16 protein-coding genes are annotated in these 16,822 nt (G+C 72.0%); 9 read left to right on the top strand and 7 right to left on the bottom strand.

The window, feature by feature from the left end; translation table 11 throughout:
- Nucleotides 1–79: 79 nt before the first annotated feature.
- The 3 genes from UWG_RS0128500 to UWG_RS0128490 all read left to right on the top strand — a co-directional run bounded on the left by UWG_RS0128500 (nt 80) and on the right by UWG_RS0128490 (nt 2,813).
- Nucleotides 80–1,207: a nitronate monooxygenase gene (locus UWG_RS0128500; protein ID WP_016910605.1), complete on the top strand. Its 1,128-nt coding sequence runs from the start codon at nt 80–82 to the stop codon at nt 1,205–1,207.
- Nucleotides 1,204–1,941: a 16S rRNA (uracil(1498)-N(3))-methyltransferase gene (locus UWG_RS0128495; protein WP_016910604.1), complete on the top strand. Its 738-nt coding sequence runs from the start codon at nt 1,204–1,206 to the stop codon at nt 1,939–1,941. The genes UWG_RS0128500 and UWG_RS0128495 overlap by 4 nt, the downstream gene beginning before the upstream one ends.
- 125 nt (nt 1,942–2,066) lie before the next feature.
- A complete protein-coding gene (locus tag UWG_RS0128490; RefSeq protein ID WP_016910603.1) occupies nt 2,067–2,813 on the top strand; it encodes a FadR/GntR family transcriptional regulator in 747 nt (248 codons plus the stop codon).
- Between the two features lie 191 nt (nt 2,814–3,004).
- Here UWG_RS0128490 and UWG_RS0128485 read toward each other — a convergent pair whose 3' ends face one another.
- Entirely contained in the window at nt 3,005–4,681 is a 1,677-nt protein-coding gene (locus UWG_RS0128485) for an L-lactate permease (RefSeq protein WP_016910602.1), read from the bottom strand.
- A gap of 198 nt (nt 4,682–4,879) precedes the next feature.
- Between UWG_RS0128485 and UWG_RS0128480 the strand changes: the two genes are divergently transcribed.
- The 6 genes from UWG_RS0128480 (at nt 4,880) to UWG_RS0128455 (ending at nt 10,233) form a co-directional block, all read left to right on the top strand.
- The gene (locus UWG_RS0128480; RefSeq protein ID WP_016910601.1) at nt 4,880–5,647 is read left to right on the top strand and encodes a (Fe-S)-binding protein; all 768 of its coding nucleotides are present in this window, start codon (nt 4,880–4,882) and stop codon (nt 5,645–5,647) included.
- Nucleotides 5,644–7,176, top strand: a complete 1,533-nt coding sequence (locus UWG_RS0128475) for a lactate utilization protein B (RefSeq protein WP_016910600.1) — start codon at nt 5,644–5,646, stop codon at nt 7,174–7,176. The genes UWG_RS0128480 and UWG_RS0128475 overlap by 4 nt, the downstream gene beginning before the upstream one ends.
- Nucleotides 7,173–7,835 (top strand): LutC/YkgG family protein, encoded by a 663-nt coding sequence (locus UWG_RS0128470; RefSeq protein ID WP_016910599.1) that lies wholly within the window; start codon nt 7,173–7,175, stop codon nt 7,833–7,835. Before UWG_RS0128475 ends, UWG_RS0128470 begins: the two co-directional genes overlap by 4 nt.
- Before the next feature lie 74 nt (nt 7,836–7,909).
- Nucleotides 7,910–8,287 carry a histidine triad nucleotide-binding protein gene (locus tag UWG_RS0128465; protein WP_016910598.1) on the top strand — a complete coding sequence of 126 codons (378 nt, stop codon included), beginning with the start codon at nt 7,910–7,912 and terminating at the stop codon, nt 8,285–8,287.
- A gap of 6 nt (nt 8,288–8,293) precedes the next feature.
- Nucleotides 8,294–9,199: a ribonuclease Z gene (locus tag UWG_RS0128460; protein ID WP_029391858.1), complete on the top strand. Its 906-nt coding sequence runs from the start codon at nt 8,294–8,296 to the stop codon at nt 9,197–9,199.
- A 20-nt stretch (nt 9,200–9,219) separates the two neighbouring features.
- Nucleotides 9,220–10,233, top strand: coding sequence for an adenosine deaminase (locus UWG_RS0128455; RefSeq protein WP_016910596.1), 1,014 nt, complete (start codon nt 9,220–9,222; stop codon nt 10,231–10,233).
- A gap of 55 nt (nt 10,234–10,288) precedes the next feature.
- On the opposite strand, the gene UWG_RS0128450 is transcribed toward UWG_RS0128455, so the two are convergent.
- From UWG_RS0128450 to UWG_RS34365, 6 genes are read right to left on the bottom strand one after another with little or no spacing between them, the layout of a single operon-like run.
- On the bottom strand, nt 10,289–11,272 hold the full coding sequence (locus UWG_RS0128450) for a pyridoxal-phosphate dependent enzyme (protein WP_016910595.1): 984 nt from the start codon (nt 11,270–11,272) through the stop codon (nt 10,289–10,291).
- Between the two features lie 57 nt (nt 11,273–11,329).
- Complete coding sequence (gene era, locus UWG_RS0128445) at nt 11,330–12,298, bottom strand: GTPase Era (protein WP_016910594.1); 969 nt, start codon at nt 12,296–12,298, stop codon at nt 11,330–11,332.
- 52 nt (nt 12,299–12,350) lie between these two features.
- Nucleotides 12,351–12,713, bottom strand: coding sequence for a cytidine deaminase (locus UWG_RS0128440; protein ID WP_016910593.1), 363 nt, complete (start codon nt 12,711–12,713; stop codon nt 12,351–12,353).
- Between the two features lie 58 nt (nt 12,714–12,771).
- A complete protein-coding gene (locus UWG_RS0128435; RefSeq protein ID WP_016910592.1) occupies nt 12,772–14,112 on the bottom strand; it encodes a hemolysin family protein in 1,341 nt (446 codons plus the stop codon).
- On the bottom strand, nt 14,109–14,609 hold the full coding sequence (gene ybeY / locus UWG_RS0128430) for an rRNA maturation RNase YbeY (RefSeq protein WP_016910591.1): 501 nt from the start codon (nt 14,607–14,609) through the stop codon (nt 14,109–14,111). The genes UWG_RS0128435 and ybeY overlap by 4 nt, the downstream gene beginning before the upstream one ends.
- A gap of 5 nt (nt 14,610–14,614) precedes the next feature.
- A complete protein-coding gene (locus UWG_RS34365; RefSeq protein WP_078495764.1) occupies nt 14,615–16,813 on the bottom strand; it encodes a PhoH family protein in 2,199 nt (732 codons plus the stop codon).
- Nucleotides 16,814–16,822: the final 9 nt, after the last annotated feature.

The raw sequence follows: 16,822 nt of genomic DNA, 5'->3' as shown, positions 1-16,822 counted from the left end.
TGTGGCGGATGTGCGCGGAGTGCGTCCGGTTGCTGACGGTGCGAGACGTCCGAGGTGCGGCGCGTGACAGGATATGGGCATGTCCTCCGTGCCCCTGCTCCACGAGCTGCTAGAGCACCCCGTCGTCCAGGCTCCGATGGCCGGCGGCGGTTCCACACCCGAGCTGGCGGCCGCGGTGAGCGAAGCGGGCGGGCTGGGCTTCCTCGCCGCCGGTTACAAGACGCCGGAGGCGATGTACGAGGAGATCAAGCAGCTCCGCCGGCTCACCTCCAGACCGTTCGGCGTCAACCTCTTCATGCCGCAGCCGTCGACGGCCGACGCCGGAGCCCTCGCCCTCTACCGCGAGCAACTCGCGGGCGAGGCGGCGTGGTACGAGACCCCGCTGGGCGACACCGACCACGGCACGGACGACGGCTTCGAGGCGAAGCTCGCCATCCTCGCCAGCGACCCGGTCCCGGTCGTCTCCTTCACCTTCGGCTGCCCGACGCCCGAAGTCGTGGCGCGGCTGCGCGCGTTGGGCACCTTCACCGTCGTCACGGCGACGACGGTCGCGGAGGCGCTCGCCGTCGAGGAGGCCGGCGCGGACGCGGTGGCGCTCCAGGGCGTCGAGGCCGGCGGCCACCAGGGCACGCACCGCGACGACCCGCAGACCGACGGACGCGGCATGGGCACGGGTCTGTTGACGCTCGTCGCGGGTGCGAAGGAGGCGGTGCGGCTGCCGCTGATAGCCGCCGGGGGCCTGGTGCGCGGCGGTCAGATCGCGGCCGTGCTCGCCGCGGGCGCCGCCGCGGCCCAGCTCGGGACGGCCTACCTCGTCTGCCCCGAGTCGGGGGCCAGCCCGCTCCATAAGGCCGCGCTCACCGACCCGGTCCACGCGGGCACCGAACTCACCCGCGCCTTCTCCGGACGTCCGGCCCGCGGCCTCACCAACCGCTTCCTGCGCGAACACGGTCCCTACGCACCGCCCGCCTATCCGCAGGTGCACCACCTCACGGCCGGTCTCCGCAAGGCGGCGGCCCGTGCCGGGGACCCGCAGGGCATGGCGCTCTGGGCGGGGCAGGGACACCGGATGGTGCGGGAACTTCCCGCGGGGCAGTTGACGGAGGTGCTGGTGGCGGAGGTCTCGGTGGCACGGGAAGCGTTCGCGGGGAGGGGAGGCGGCGCGGCCGCCGGCCCGCTCGACGGCGAGGGCGGTGCCCCGCTGTGACGGCGCCGGTCTTCCTCGTCGACGAACTCCCCGAGTCCGCGGGACCGTTCGTGCTCGAAGGCCCCGAGGGGCGGCACGCGGTCTCGGTGCGGAGGCTGCGGGCAGGGGAGCCGGTCGCCCTCACCGACGGTGCGGGGCGCGGGGCCCGCGGGACCGTCGAGGCGGCCGAGGGGAAGGACCGCCTGCGGGTGCGGATCGAGGAACTCCTCGTCGAGCCGCCGAAGCAGCCGCGGGTCACTGTGGTGCAGGCGCTGGTCAAGGGTGACAGGGGCGAGCTGGCGGTGGAGACGATGACGGAGGTCGGCGTCGACCGCATCGTCCCGTGGGCCGCCTCGCGGAGCATCGCGCAGTGGAAGGCCGAGCGCGGCGCGAAGGCGCTCGCCAAGTGGCGGGCCACGGCGCGGGAGGCGGGGAAGCAGTCGAGGCGGCTCCGCTTCCCCGAGGTCACCGAACTCCACTCCACGCAGCAGGTCGCGCCGCTCCTCGCGGGCGCCGGCTTCGCGGCAGTGCTCCACGAGCAGGGCGCCGCACCGCTCGCCTCGGCCGGGCTGCCGGGCGAGGGCGAGTGCGTACTCGTCGTCGGGCCCGAAGGGGGACTCGCTCCCGCGGAGTTGGAGACGTTCGCCGAGGCGGGCGCGGACCCGTACCGCCTCGGACGGAGCGTCCTGCGTGCCTCGACGGCCGGTACCGTAGCGGCCGCCGTGCTCCTCGCGCGTTCCGGGCGCTGGGCGTAGACGTACCGCGTTGACCTGCGGTGATGCGCGGTGTGCCGGCGCGGGGACGCTCTGCGACGCGGTCCGACGGCTGGGACGGGTGACGTAAAGTGGGTCGGACCGTACCGCCGAGCAGGGGAGTTGCTATGCCAGTCGAATGGCAGCCGGTGCGGCAGTCCCGTACCCACGAACTGGTGCTGGAGAGCGTCGAGGAGAGGGTGCTCGCGGGCGAGCTGCGCGTCGGTGACCGGCTGCCTCCCGAGCGTGAGTTGGCGCCGGTCCTCGGGGTGAGCCGCTCCGCGCTCCGGGAGGCGCTGCGGGTGCTGGAGACGATCGGTGTGCTCGTCGCCCAGGCGGGCCGCGGACCCGACGCGGGCGCCCGAATAGTACGCAATCCCGACGACGCCCTGGGCCGCGTGCTGCGGCTGCACTTCGCGCTCGGCAGCTACGGCCTGGAGGACGTGCTGGAGGCACGGGTGATCCTCGAACGGTCCAGCTTCGAGGCCGCCGCACGGCACGCCTCCCCTGAGGACCTCGACGTGGCGGAAGAGTTGCTCGCCGGGATGAGCAGGCCCGACGTCGGCGTCGCCGACTTCAACGACCTGGACACCCGCTTCCACGTCCAGATCGCCCGCAGCTCCGGCAACGAGCTGACGTCGACGCTCACTTCGGCCGTCCGCGAGTCCGTCCGCCCGCTCATCCTCCGCGCGCTGGAGACCGTAGAGGACTGGCCGGCCACCGCCTACGCGCTCAACGAGGAACACACCGAACTTCTCCGCCTCCTCCGTGAGGGCCGCGGCCCGGAGGCCGCCGACCTCGCGGAGCGCCACATCCGCGGCTTCCACGGCACCCTCGTCGACGAGACCGCGGAGGAGGGCACGTTGGACGAGTGAGCGGCCAACTTTCCTTTCTTCGAGGGAGATTGCTGTTCGTGCGCCGTTGACGGAAGAGCTGGACCTCTCCCTGCGAGCGGCACGTGCGACTCGTGGACCTTCGGCGGCAACGTCGCCTCCCTCCAGGGACGTTGCGCCCGCGCTGAGCCGGGATGCGGCCCCGGCGCTGCACGTACCGGGGTCGCTCGCGGCTAGGGCAGCATCCAGGAGAGCACCGGAAGCGACTGAAGGTAGACGAGCACGCAGAGGAAGGCCAGCAGGGCCGCGCTGTACCCGGCGACCTTGCGCAGCAGGACCCGCTCGGTCCCGGGCCGGCCCACGGCGGTCGCCGCGATCGTGAGGTTCTGCGGGCTCACCAGCTTGCCGACGACGCCGCCCGAGGAGTTGGCGGCGACGAGCAGCGTCGGGTCGATCCCCGCGCTCTTGCCGGCCGTCTGCTGGAGCGAGGCGAAGAGGGCGTTGGCCGAGGTGTCGGAGCCGGTGACGGCGGTGCCGAGCCAGCCGAGGAGCGGCGAGAAGAGCGCGAAGAGCCCGCCGGCTGCGGCGAGCCAGGTGCCGATGGCGACGGTCTGCCCCGACTGGTTCATCACGTAGCTCAGCGAGAGGACCGTGGCGACGGTGGCGATGGCGCCCCTCATGTTCCGCAGCGTCGAACCGGCGGCGCCGAGCGCCGTCCTGGCGGACATCGGGAAGCGTTCCCGGTCGGCGGCGCGGCTGAAGACGAGCGCCACGAGGATGCCGGAGAGGATGAGCAGGGTGCCGGGGTTGCCGAGTACGTCGAGCGAGTAGACGGCGCTCTCCGCCGGGCTGCCGTCGCCGTCGACGAGTTGCCCGTGGAGTCCGGGCCACTGCAGCTCGATACTGAGGGCGCCGAGCCACTTGGGCACGTCGACGGAGCCGACGCTGAGCTTGCCGAGCGCGAAGACGGCGATGACGAGGATGTAGGGGAGGACGGCGAGCACGACGCGGCGAGGCGTCAGCGGTTCGGCCTCGACCTGCGAGAGCTGGTCCTCGGGGGTGCGCGGCCTCCAGAACCGGAGCATCAGCACCGCGGCGGCGAAGCCGGCCAACGCGGCGACGACGTCGGTGAGTTCGTAGGCGAAGTGCGCGGAGCACCAGTACTGCGCGACGCCGAAGACGAAGCCGGTGAGCAGGGCTATCCGCCAGAGTTGCCGCACCCCGCGCCAACCGTCGATGAGGAAGAGGAGCAGCAGCGGGACGAAGAGCGCCAGCACGGGGCTCTGCCTGCCGACGACCGAGGCTATCTCCTCCGGCGGGATGCCGGTGAGGTTGCCGGCGGTGGTGATCGGAATCGCCATCGCGCCGAAGGCGACGGGCGCGGTGTTGGCGACGAGTACGGTCACCGCCGAGCGCACGGGCGGCAGTCCGAGTGCGATGAGCATCGCCGCGGTGATCGCGACGGGTGCGCCGAACCCGGCGAGCGCCTCCAGCAGTCCGCCGAAGCAGAAGGCGATGAGCATCGCCTGCACCCGGAGGTCCCCGCGTCCGACGGCGCTGAAGGAGCGCCGGAGGTCCTCGAACCGCCGGGATACGACGGTGAGTTCGTAGAACCAGATCGCGGCGACGACGATCAGCATCACGGGGAAGAGTCCGAAGACGAGGCCCTGCGTCGCCGAGAGGACGCCGAGATGCACCGGCATCCCGTAGCCGAGCACGGCCACGAGCAGCGCCGCTAGGAGTGCGCCGAGCGCGGCGTGGAGCGCGGGGCGCTTCGCCGCCGTCAGCAGCACGAAGAAGACCGCGAGCGGTACGAGTCCGAGCAGCGCGGTGAGGGTGGTGCTGCCTCCGACGGCGGCCACGTCGGGGGCGTAGGCCGCAAGTGCGGCCGCTGGTACGGCAGTTGCCACGGATGTGCTCCTCGGTGAGTTCTCTGCGCGCCTGCCGGTGCGGGACCCGTCTGCGGCAACCGGGGGCGGCGTGTGGCGTAGACGGCTCCTCAGTAGGTCATCGGAAACATCACATGTCAATAAGGTCGGACCGAATTCATGTCAGCCCCAAAGGCGGGACTACTATGGTCAGACCTTAAAGACGACCGTGGAGGTCCCATGCGCATCGGACTCTTCGCCACCTGCCTGGGAGACACGCTCTTCCCCGACGCGGTGAAGGCCACAGCCGTGCTCCTCACCCGCCTCGGGCACCAGGTGGTCTTCCCGCCGGGCCAGACCTGCTGCGGCCAGATGCACGTCAACACCGGCTACCAGCGCGAACCGGTGCCGCTCGTCCGCAACTTCGCCGAGCAGTTCGGGGACCCCTCGATCGACGCGGTCGTGCTGCCCTCGGGATCCTGCGCCGGGTCCGTCCGCCATCAGCACGGCATCGTGGCCGAGCGGTACGGGGACGCGGAGCTCGTCGACGGCGTCGCGAAGGTGCGGGCGAAGACGTACGAACTCTCCGAGCTGCTCGTCGACGTCCTCGAAGTCACCGACGTCGGCGCGTACTTCCCGCACCGCGTCACCTACCACCCGACGTGCCACTCGCTGCGGATGCTGCGCGTGGGCGAGAAACCGCTGCGGCTGCTGCGCGCCGTCGAGGGGATCGACCTCGTCGAACTCCCCGAGGCCGACGCCTGTTGCGGGTTCGGCGGCACCTTCGCGCTGAAGAACGCGGAGACCTCCTCGGCGATGCTGGCCGACAAGATGCGGCACGTGGCGGAGACCGGCGCAGCCGTCTGCGCCGCGGGGGACTCCTCCTGCCTGATGCACATCGGCGGCGGGTTGAGCCGGATCGCCTCGGACACCCGCACCCTCCACCTGGCGCAGATCCTCGCCGCCACCCGCACCTCGCCGTACGCACTCGCGGAGGCCGCCCGATGAGCAGCACCTTCCTCGGCATGCCCGCAGCGCCCCCGCGCAGCCCCTACGGCACGGGGAACCTGCGCGGCGAGCAGAAGTTCCCCGAGGCCGCGCACGGCGAGCTCCGCAACGAGCAGCTCCGTCGCAACCTCGGCAAGGCCACCCACACCATCCGCGCCAAGCGCCTCGCCGTCACCGGCGAACTCCCCGACTGGGAGCGGCTCCGCGACGCCGGGTCGGCGATCAAGACCGACACCATGAACCGACTCCCCGAGCTCCTGGAGGAGTTGGAGCGCAGGGTGACCGAACGCGGCGGCACCGTGCACTGGGCGCGCGACGGCGCGGAGGCGAACGAGATCGTCACCCGCCTGGTGAAGGCGACGGGCAGCGAGGAGGTGATCAAGGTCAAGTCGATGGCCACCCAGGAGATCGGACTCAACGAGCACCTGGAGGCCGAGGGGATCAGGCCGCACGAGACCGATCTCGCCGAGCTCATCGTGCAGTTGGCGCACGACAGGCCGTCGCACATCCTCGTCCCCGCCATCCACCGCAACCGCGACGAGATCCGCCGCATCTTCCTCAAGGAGATCCCCGGCGTCGACCCGCGCCTCGACTCCGTCCCCGCGCACCTCGCCGCCGCGGCCCGCGCGTACCTGCGCGAGAAGTTCATGACGACGAAGGTCGCGCTCTCGGGTGCCAACTTCGGCATCGCCGAGACGGGCACGCTCTCGGTGGTGGAGTCCGAGGGCAACGGGCGGATGTGCCTGACGATGCCCGAGACGCTGATCTCCGTGATGGGCATCGAGAAGGTGCTGCCCCGCTTCGCCGACCTGGAGGTCTTCCTCCAACTGCTGCCGCGCTCCTCGACGGGGGAGCGGATGAACCCCTACACCTCGATGTGGACGGGCGTGACCCCTGGCGACGGGCCGCAGGAGTTCCACCTCGTCCTCCTCGACAACGGGCGCACCGCCGCGCTCGCGGACAAGGTCGGTCGCGAGGCGCTCAACTGCATCCGCTGCTCGGCCTGCCTCAACGTCTGCCCGGTCTACGAGCGGACCGGCGGACACTCGTACGGGTCGACGTACCCGGGCCCGATCGGTGCCGTCCTCACGCCGCAGCTCGCCGGGATGCACGCGGCGAAGGACGACCCCAACAGCTCGCTCCCGTACGCCTCCAGCCTGTGCGGAGCCTGTTTCGACGCCTGCCCCGTGAAGATCGACATTCCGTCGCTCCTCGTCGAGCTGCGCCACCAGAACACCGAGGAGTCGGGGGCGACCGCGGAGAAGACGGCGATGAAGGCGGCGGCGTCGCTCATGAAACGACCGAAGCTCTACACCAAGGCGCAGAAGGCGTCGCGTGCCGGTCGGTTGCTCGCGGGCAAGGACGGAAAGCTCTCCCATCTGCCGCCGCCCTTCAACGGCTGGAGCGCCACCCGCGACGTCTCCGAGCCGCCGAAGCAGACCTTCCGCGAGTGGTTCGCCTCGCAGGAGGGGCAGGCGGAGCTGCGCGCCGCGGCCCCGCAGGACGACGAGGGAGAGGAGTCCCGATGACCGAACACGCCCACGGCGCAGGCGAGTCGGCGTCCGCGAGGGAGACCGTCCTCGGCAGGGTGCGCGACGCGCTCGCGCTCGCAGAAGCTCCTCGGGTCGAGGTGCCCCGCGACTACCGCACGGGTCGCACCCTCCCCGACGACGACCTCGTCGGCCTCCTCACCGACCGTCTCCTCGACTACAAGGCCGAGGTCCGCACCTGCACGGCCGACCGCACGGCGGAGACGGTCGCCGAGGCCCTCCGCGCGCACGGCGCGCGCAGGGTCGGCGTCCCGCCGGGGCTCGACCCCGGCTGGCTCGCCGACTTCGACGGCGAGGTCGAGGCCGACTCGGCCGAGGTGCCGGCGCCCCGGCTCGGCGAACTCGACGGAGTGGTGACCGCGTCGGCCGTGGCTTGCGCGGAGACCGGCACCCTCTTCCTCGACGGCACACCGCGGCAGGGGCGGAGGGCGCTCACCCTCGTGCCGGACCTGCACGTCTGCGTCGTCGACCGCTCGACGGTCGAGGTGGGCGTGCCCGAGGCCGTCGCGCGCCTCGTCCCCGAGCGGCCGACGACGCTGATCAGCGGCCCCTCCGCGACGTCCGACATCGAGTTGGAGCGTGTCGAGGGCGTCCACGGCCCGCGGACGCTCGTCGTCCTCATCCGCACCGACGTGTGAACCGCCCCGCACCGTGCCCGCGCCGAGGCGAAACCGGCTCGGACGGGCGCGGTGCGGCCCGGTAGCATCCGGGCATGGCCGGAGAACCTCAGGCGGACTGCCTGTTCTGCAAGATCATTTCGCGGGAGGTGCCCGCGACTCTGCTCCGCGAGACGGAGACGACGCTCGCCTTCCGGGACATCAACCCCCAGGCACCGACGCACGTCCTGGTGATCCCCAAGGCGCACTACCCGGACGCCGCGACGCTCGCGACCGAGGCCCCCGAACTCGCCGCCGCCATACTGCGCGAGGCCGGTGAGGTCGGCCGGGAGGAGAAACTCGACGCCCCCCAGGGCGGTCCGGGCTCCGGGTACCGCGTCGTCTTCAACACCGGTTCCGGCGCGGGCCAGACCGTCTTCCACGTCCACGCGCACGTCCTCGGCGGCCGCGGCCTCGAATGGCCCCCCGGGTGACGGGCGTTGTCCGTACGTGAACTGGTGGTGCTCGGCACCGCCAGCCAGGTCCCGACGCGGCGCCGCAACCACAACGGCTACGTGCTGCGCTGGGACGCCGAGGGCATCCTCTTCGACCCCGGCGAGGGCACCCAGCGCCAGATGATGCGCGCCGGCGTCTCCGCGCACGACCTCACGCGCCTGTGTGTGACGCACTTCCACGGCGACCACTCGCTGGGCCTCGCCGGGGTGATCCAGCGGATCAACCTCGACCGCGTCCCGCATCCGGTGACGGCCCATTACCCCGCCTCGGGCGGGGAGTACTTCGAGCGGCTCCAGTACGCGACCGCCTACCGCGAGAGCGTCCGCCTCCGCCGCCGCCCCGTCACCGAGGCCGGAGTGCAAGCCGACACAGGGGAGTTGACGCTCTCGGCCGAGCGGCTCTCGCACCCCGTCGAGGCGTACGGCTACCGCGTCGTCGAGCCCGATGCCCGCCGGATGCTCCCCGAACGGCTCGCCGCGCACGGCATCGCGGGGGCCGACGTGGGCCGGCTCCAGCGCGAGGGCGAGCTGCACGGGGTGCGGCTGGAGGACGTCTCGGCGCCGCGGCGGGGGCAGCGGTTCGCCTTCGTGATGGACACCCGGCTCTGCGACGGGGTCTTCCTCCTCGCCGACGGTGCGGACCTCCTCGTCATCGAGTCGACCTTCCTCGACGAGGACGCCGCGCTCGCCCGCGAGTTCGGCCACCTCACGGCCGGTCAGGCCGGCCGGGTCGCCGCCGAGTGCGGGGTGCGCAGCCTGGTGCTGACGCACTTCTCGCAGCGGTACACGGACCCGCAGGAGTTCGGCAGGCAGGCGCGAAAGGCCGGATTCGACGGGGAGTTGACGGTCGCCGAGGATCTCACGAGGGTCGCCGTGCCGAAGCGCAGGTGATATGCGCGTATCATGCCGGGATGTCCTCAGCACCACCCGACGCACGCCACCTCCCCAAGGCGGAGCTCCACCTCCACATCGAGGGCACCCTCGAACCCGGGACCGCCTTCGCCCTCGCCGAGCGGAACGGCATCACCCTGCCGTACTCCTCGCCCGAGGAGCTGCACCGCCGGTACGACTTCACCGACCTCGGCTCCTTCCTCGAGCTGTATTACGCACTCATGGACGTCCTCCGCACCGAGCAGGACTTCTCCGACCTCGCCGAGGCGTACCTGGAGCGTTCGGCCGAACAGGGCGTCAGGCACGCGGAGATCTTCTTCGACCCGCAGGCGCACACCTCGCGCGGAGTATCGATCGGCACGGTCATCGAGGGACTCGGCCGCGCGCTCGACACCTCAGAGGAGCGGTACGGCATCTCCACGCGGCTGATCCTCTGCTTCCTCCGCGACTCCTCGCCCGCAGAAGCGGCCGAGACGCTCGCGTCCGCCGAGCCGTACCTGCACCGCATCACCGGCGTCGGACTCGACTCGGCAGAGGCGGGCCACCCGCCGGGGCCCTTCCGCGACGTCTACCGCCGCGCCGCCGAACTCGGCCTGCGCCGCGTCGCGCACGCGGGCGAGGAGGGCCCCGCCGCGTACGTCGCGGAGGCGCTCGACGAGCTCGGCGTGGAGCGCATCGACCACGGGCGGCGCGCGCTGGAGGATCCCGCGCTGGTGCGGCGGCTCGTCGAGGAGCGCGTCCCGCTCACCGTCTGCCCGCTCTCCAACGTCCGGCTCCGCGGCGTCGACACCCTCGCCGACCATCCTCTCCCGCAGATGCTCGACGCCGGACTCCTCGCCACCGTCAACTCCGACGACCCGTCGTACTTCGGCGGCTATGCGGCCGACAACTTCACCGCCTGCGCCGAGGCGCTCGGCCTCGGCGAGGAGCAGCTCCGCCTGCTGGCGCGCAACTCGTTCCTCGCGTCCTTCCTCGACGACGACGAGGAGCGCCGGGCCCGCTACCTCGCCGAGGTGGACGCCTTCCGGTTCTGAGCCCGTCGCCCGACCCCGCCCGTACGAGGCGGGGTCGGGCGTCTCGCGCCGCTACCTACGGCAGCGGCAGCGCGGGCGCGTCCGCCATCACTTCGGCGAACCTGTCGAGCCCGATGTTGCCGCCCGAGAGCACGACGCCGGTGCGCCGCGGCAGCCGGACGCGGCCGGCGAGGAGCGCGGCGAGCGCCGTGGCGCCGCTCGGCTCCAGCACGATCTTCAACACCTCGAAGGCGAACCGCATCGCGGCCCGGATCTCGTCCTCGCCGACCGTTTCGACGCCGGTGAGGAGACGCCGGTTGACGGCGAAGGTCAGCTCGCCCGGCGTCGTCGCGCCCTGCCCGTCGGCGATCGTCCGGGGTACGGGGATCGAGACGCGGGCGCCCTCGCGGAGCGAGCGCGCCGTGTCGTCGCCCGCGTCCGGCTCCACGCCGACGACGCTCAGCCGCGGAGCGAGCGCCGCCGCCACCGTGGCGCAACCGGCCGCGAGGCCGCCCCCGCCCACCGGGACCAGCAGCGCCTCCAACTCCTCCGTTTGTTCCAGCAGTTCGAGTGCGACCGTGCCTTGGCCCGCCATCGTGGGCGCGTAGTCGTACGGCGGGATGACGGTGAGCCCGCGTTCGGCCGCGAGCTTCGCGCCGATCTCCTCGCGGCTCTCGGTCCAGCGGTCGTAGGTGACGATCTCGGCGCCGTACGCCGCCGTCGCCGCCAGCTTCGTCGGCGGGGCGTCCTGCGGCATCACGAGGAGCGCGCTGCTGCCGAGCTCGCGTGCCGCGAGCGCCACCGCCTGCCCGTGGTTGCCCGAGGAGTAGGCGGCGACGCCGCGCGCGAGCTGCTCGGCGGGGAGCTGCGCGAGCGCGTTGTAGGCGCCGCGGAACTTGAAGGCGCCGACGCGCTGGAAGTTCTCGGCCTTCAGGTGGACTTCGCTGCCGGCGAGCGCGTCGAGCAGCGAGGAGCGGAGCACGGGCGTGCGGTGCGCGGCGCCCTCCAGCCGGTCCGCGGCGTCCTGGACGTGTGCAAGTGTTATCGGCGTCTCGCTCAAGGTCGTCCTCTCAACTCGCCCTGGACGCAGGTCGTTCGGGGCAGCCCGCTCTCCGGTTCAGAAGCCGAGCTTACGGAGCTGGCGCGGGTCCCGCTGCCAGTCCTTGGCGACCTTGACGTGCAGGTCGAGGTAGACGGGCGTGCCGAGCAGCGCCTCGATGTGCTGCCGGGAGGCGGTGCCGACCTCCTTGAGGCGCTTGCCCTTGGGGCCGATGACGATCCCCTTCTGGCTGGGGCGCTCGATGTAGATGTTGGCGTGCACGTCGAGCAGCGGTCTGTCGTCGGGACGCCCCTCGCGCGGCACCATCTCCTCGACCACCACGGCGATGGAGTGCGGCAGTTCGTCCCGTACGCCCTCCAGCGCGGCCTCGCGGATCAGCTCGCCGACCATCACCTGCTCCGGCTCGTCGGTGAGGTCGCCGTCCGGGTAGAGCGGCGGGCCCTCGGGGAGGAGCTGGAGGAGGAGCTGCGCGAGGAGCTCGACCTGCTCGCCGCCGGCGGCCGAGACGGGGACGATCTCGGCCCACTCGATACCGAGCTCCTGACCGAGCTTCTCGACGGCGAGGAGCTGCGCGGCGAGCGCCTCCGAGTCGACGAGGTCCGACTTGGTGACCACCGCGACCTTCGGCGTCCGCTTCAGCTGCGCCAGTTCCGTCGCGATGTAGCGGTCGCCCGGGCCGATCTTCTGGTCGGCCGGCAGGCAGAAGCCGATCGTGTCGACCTCCGCCCACGTGGTGCGGACCACGTCGTTGAGGCGCTCGCCGAGGAGGGTCCGCGGCTTGTGGAGGCCAGGGGTGTCCACGAGGATGAGCTGGCCGTCGTCGCGGTGGACGATGCCGCGGACGGTGTGCCTGGTGGTCTGCGGGCGGTTGGAGGTGATCGCGACCTTCGTGCCCACCAGAGCGTTGGTCAGCGTGGACTTGCCCGCGTTGGGGCGGCCGACGAAGCAGGCGAAGCCCGAGCGGTACGGGGCCTCGGAGGCGCCTGCGGCCTCTGGGGCGACGGAGGATGCGTTCATGTGCCCCATTGTCGCTGATCGTCGTGGGTGGCCGGACCGCGGGCGGCGGCTGCCCGTCGCCTCAGCCGGCGGTCACCGAGGTACGGAGCTGCCCGTCCGGCCCCGCGAGCAGGACGGGGGTCGCGGCGCCGCCGAGGTCGTGGACGGCGGCGAGGTCGTCCGGGTGCGGCTCGGTGGCCTCGGTCACGACAGCGGCCGCCTCCAGGGACTCGGCGCCCGAGGCGACCGCCGTCGCCACCGCCGTGCGGAGGGCGGAGAGTTGGAGGGAGGGGAGGTCGACCGTCCCTGCGACGTAGGTGCGTCCCGTCTCGTCGCGGACTGCCGCGCCCTCGGGCACGCCGTTGCGCGCCCGGGTACTGCGGGCGAGGGTGACGATCTTGCGGTCCTCGGCGTCCAGCTCCTGCTCGCTCATGGGGACGAGCATATGCGGCGGCCTCCGCCTGCCGGCTCTCCGGGGCCGCGGACCCGTCGGCGGGAGAGCGTCAGGCGGAGGGCTCCGTGTCGGCGCCGCGGTCGAGGGCGGCCGGTTCGGCCTCCCGCACCGGTTCGACGAGGACCGTCATGATCCGGTTGCGGCGCCCCGCGGGCGACTCGGCCGTCAGGCGGAGCCCCGTCAGCTCCGGGTCCGAGCGGTCCCCGGAGACGTCGACGACGGTGCCGGCCCCGGCGATCGGCACGCGCCCCAACTCCTTCGCCAGCAGCCCGCCGACGGTCTCCACGTCCTCGGTGTCGAGACCCGTGAGGCCGTAGAGCTCCTCCAGGTCGCCGATGTCGAGGCGGGCCGTGACGCGGTGGCTGCCGTCGCCGAGGTCCTCGACGGGGGGCAGCTCCCGGTCGTACTCGTCGGTGATCTCGCCGACGATCTCCTCCAGGATGTCCTCGATCGTGACGACGCCCGCGGTGCCGCCGTACTCGTCGACGACGACCGCCACATGGGTGCGGTCCCGCTGCATCTCCCGGAGGAGCTCGCCCGCGTTCTTCGTGTCGGGGACGAAGGTCGCGGGGCGCATGACGGTGGAGACCTGCTCCGACTCGGAGTCCCGGTTGATGTGGACCCGGCGCGAGAGGTCCTTGAGGTAGACGACGCCGAGGACGTCGTCCTCGTTCTCGCCGACGACGGGGATGCGCGAGAACCCCGAGCGCAGCGCCAGCGTCAGCGCCTGCCTGATCGACTTGAACCGCTCGATGGTGACCAGGTCCGTGCGCGGCACCATCACCTCGCGCACCAGGGTGTCGCCGAGCTGGAAGACGGAGTGGACCATCTTCCGCTCCTCCGCCTCGATCAGCGACTCCTGCTCGGCGAGGTCGACCATGGCGCGCAGCTCGGCCTCGCTCGCGAACGGGCCCCTGCGGAAGCCTTTTCCGGGCGTGAAGGCGTTGCCGAGGAGGATCAGCAGTTGCGTCAGCGGGCCGAGGATGCGGGCGAGCGGCAGCAGTACGTACGAGGCGAGGGTGGCGGTGCCGAGCGGGTGCTGGCGGCCGATGGTGCGGGGCGAGACCCCGATGGCGACGTACGAGACGAGGAGCATCACGACGATGGCGACGGTGAGCGCCTGCCAGCTCTCCTCGAAGTACTGGAGGCAGCCGTAGGTCACCACGGCGCACGCCGCCGTCTCGCAGGCGACGCGGAGGAGCAGCGCGAGGTTGAGGTAGCGCACGGGGTCGGCGGCGACGGCGGCGAGGCGCTCGCTGCCGCCGCGGCCCTGCCGGACGGCCTCGTCCGCGCGGAAGCCGGTGGTCCGCGCCAGTCCGGCCTCGGCGCAGGCGGCGAGCCAGGCGACGACCACCAGGAGGACCGCCGCCGCGAGTACGGAAGCGCTCATGAGGTCGTGGTCGGTGCGGGGGAGGGGCCCGTGAGGCCCTGCTCGGCCCGCCAGCCGTCGACGATCGCCGCCTGGAGGCCGAACATCTCGGCCTGCTCGGCGGGCTCCTCGTGGTCGTACCCGAGGAGGTGCAACACGCCGTGGACGGTGAGGAGTTGGAGTTCCTCGTCCATCGAGTGGCCGGTGGGCGCCTCGGCGCCCTGCCGTTCGGCGACCTCGGGGCAGAGGACGATGTCCCCGAGGAGGCCCTGCGGCGGGTCCTCCTCGTCCCGGGCGGGCGGGCGGAGCTCGTCCATGGGGAAGGACATCACGTCGGTGGGCCCCGGGAGGTCCATCCACTGGAGGTGGAGCTGCTCCATCGCGGCCGCGTCCACGACGATCACCGAGAGTTCGGAGAGGGGGTGGATGCGCATCCGGGCGAGCGCGTAGCGGGTGAGGTCGAGGAGCGCCTGCTCGTCGACGGCGGTGCCGGACTCGTTGTTGACGTCGATCGACATGTGCTTTACGGCTGCTTCCTCTGTCCCTTGCCCGAACCGGAGCCGCCGCCGCGCGCGGGCCCGGCGGGCGGATGCTCGCCCGGGTGCTCGGCGGGCTCGCTGCGGCGGGCCTCCTCGGCGCGGTGGTCGTAGCGGTCGTAGGCGTCGACGATCCGGCCGACGAGCTTGTGGCGGACCACGTCGGTGCTGGAGAGCTCGGAGAAGTGGACCCCCTCGACGTCGCCGAGGATCTCCTGCACCTGGCGGAGGCCGCTCTTGGTGCCGCCGGGGAGGTCGACCTGGGTGACGTCGCCGGTGACGACGATCTTGGAGTCGAACCCGAGGCGGGTGAGGAACATCTTCATCTGCTCGGGGTTCGTGTTCTGCGCCTCGTCGAGAATGATGAACGCGTCATTGAGGGTGTTGTGCGTCAGCAGGTGGCCCTCGGTGACGTAGAGCGAGTCGGCGGCGGCCACCTGGATGCACACCGTCTCCTCGCGCCCCGCCGGTTCGATGCTGTCGATGTGCCGTCTCGGAGAGCCCCCGCCGCCGGCCTCGCGGTACGCGTCCCGCTTGCGGGCCAGCCGGAACGGCTCGATCCCCTCGGGGAGCCGGATGTCCACGAGGTGCGTGTCCCGCCGGTAGTTCACGTCCCGGCCGCCTGCGTGCCCCGGCGTGCGTCCGGCCGCTTCGCGACGACGCGTGTACGCGACCCCGCCCAGGGACTGCACCAGCGAGATCACGTCGTCCCGCAGCAGGATGGAGGTGGTCGTGAACTGCACCCGGCAGGTCCGCTCTTGCCGGGTGACCGGGCCGCCGTCGGAGTCGAGCAGCCCCTGCAGGACCGCGAGCCGCACCTCGGCGGAGTTGTGCAGGTAGTCGTCCGGGACGAACTTGCTGCAAGAGCGGGTGCCCAGGAGGTCCATCTCCCGCAGCATGCCCGTGACCGGGTTCTCCAAGGTCACTACGTCGCCGGATTGCCTGACGCGGTTGATGACGTAGTCCGCCCCTCCCTTGTGCCGCAGCTGCACTCCGGGCAGGGCCGCTTCGAGGGCGGTCGCCAACTCGGGGTCGGTGGTGGAGAACGAAGGCGTCGTCGATCCGGTGAGGCAGCCGTCTCCCAGCAGGAGCCCGAGTGCGTATGGGGCTATGGGCACGTCCCGCTCGGGGTATGCCACCGGAGCGGAGAGCAGCGGCAGTTCGTACCGACGTGCGTGTGCTGCACGGAGGTTGCCGATCATCTCCTGCGTCTCCAGGACCCGCCAGGGGCGGCTGCGTCGCCGATCGGAAGCCGTCCTGACGGTCCACAGGTGCTCGCCGCAGCACAGCGTCCATGAGCCGTCCTGTGCCGTGACCCGGTAGATGTCTTTTTCACCCTGTGGATACACGCCGAGCACCGGCGTCGGCTCGCCGTTGGAGCCTACGACGAGGTCGCCGACGGCGAGGTCGCCGATGGGCCGGAACCCGTCCGGGGTCAGCACCTTGGAGAAGACGGGTTGGGCCCGGCCGCGCATGTAAGCCAGCGGTGCCACCTCGATCGTGCCGGCGGCCATCAGGCGGGGGATGGAGTCCGGGTCGAGCATGTCGTGGAGCGCGTCGTACAGGGGGCGCAGGTACGGGTCGATCTTCTCGTAGAGGGTGCCGGGGAGGAAGCCGAGGCGTTCGCCGGCCTCGACCGCGGGGCGGGTGAGGATGATCCGCGTGACCTGCTTCGACTGGAGAGCCTGCACGGCCTTCGCCATGGCGAGGTAGGTCTTGCCCGTGCCGGCGGGGCCGATGCCGAAGACGACCGTGTGCGTGTCGATGGCGTCGACGTACCGCTTCTGGTTGAGCGTCTTGGGACGGATGGTGCGGCCGCGGCTGGAGAGGATGTTCTGGGTGAGCACCTCGGCGGGGGACTCCTCCGCCGGCGCCTCGCCGCTGTTGCCGCCCCGGAGCATCGCGATCGAGCGTTCCACGGCGTCCTCGGTCATCGGCTGGCCCGTGCGCAGGACGAGCATCATCTCGTCGAAGAGGCGCTGGACGAGGGCGACTTCGGCCGGGTCGCCCGTGGCCGTGATCTCGTTTCCGCGGACGTGGATGTCGGTGGCGGGGAACGCGTCCTCGATCACTCGGAGCAGTGCGTCACCCGAGCCGAGCACGCTGACCATCGGGTGCTTGGGCGGCACGGTGAAGTGGGCCCTCGCCTGCTCGGACCCGGCTTGCCTGGGTGATGTCTGTGTCATGGGCGGCCC

Origin of the sequence: Streptomyces xiaopingdaonensis (assembly GCF_000262345.1) — a bacterium.
In the GTDB taxonomy this organism is placed as follows: Bacteria; Actinomycetota; Actinomycetes; order Streptomycetales; family Streptomycetaceae; genus Streptomyces; species Streptomyces xiaopingdaonensis.
The sequence above is the reverse complement of the archived record's forward strand: the minus strand, read 5'-3'. Positions and strand labels throughout refer to the sequence as shown.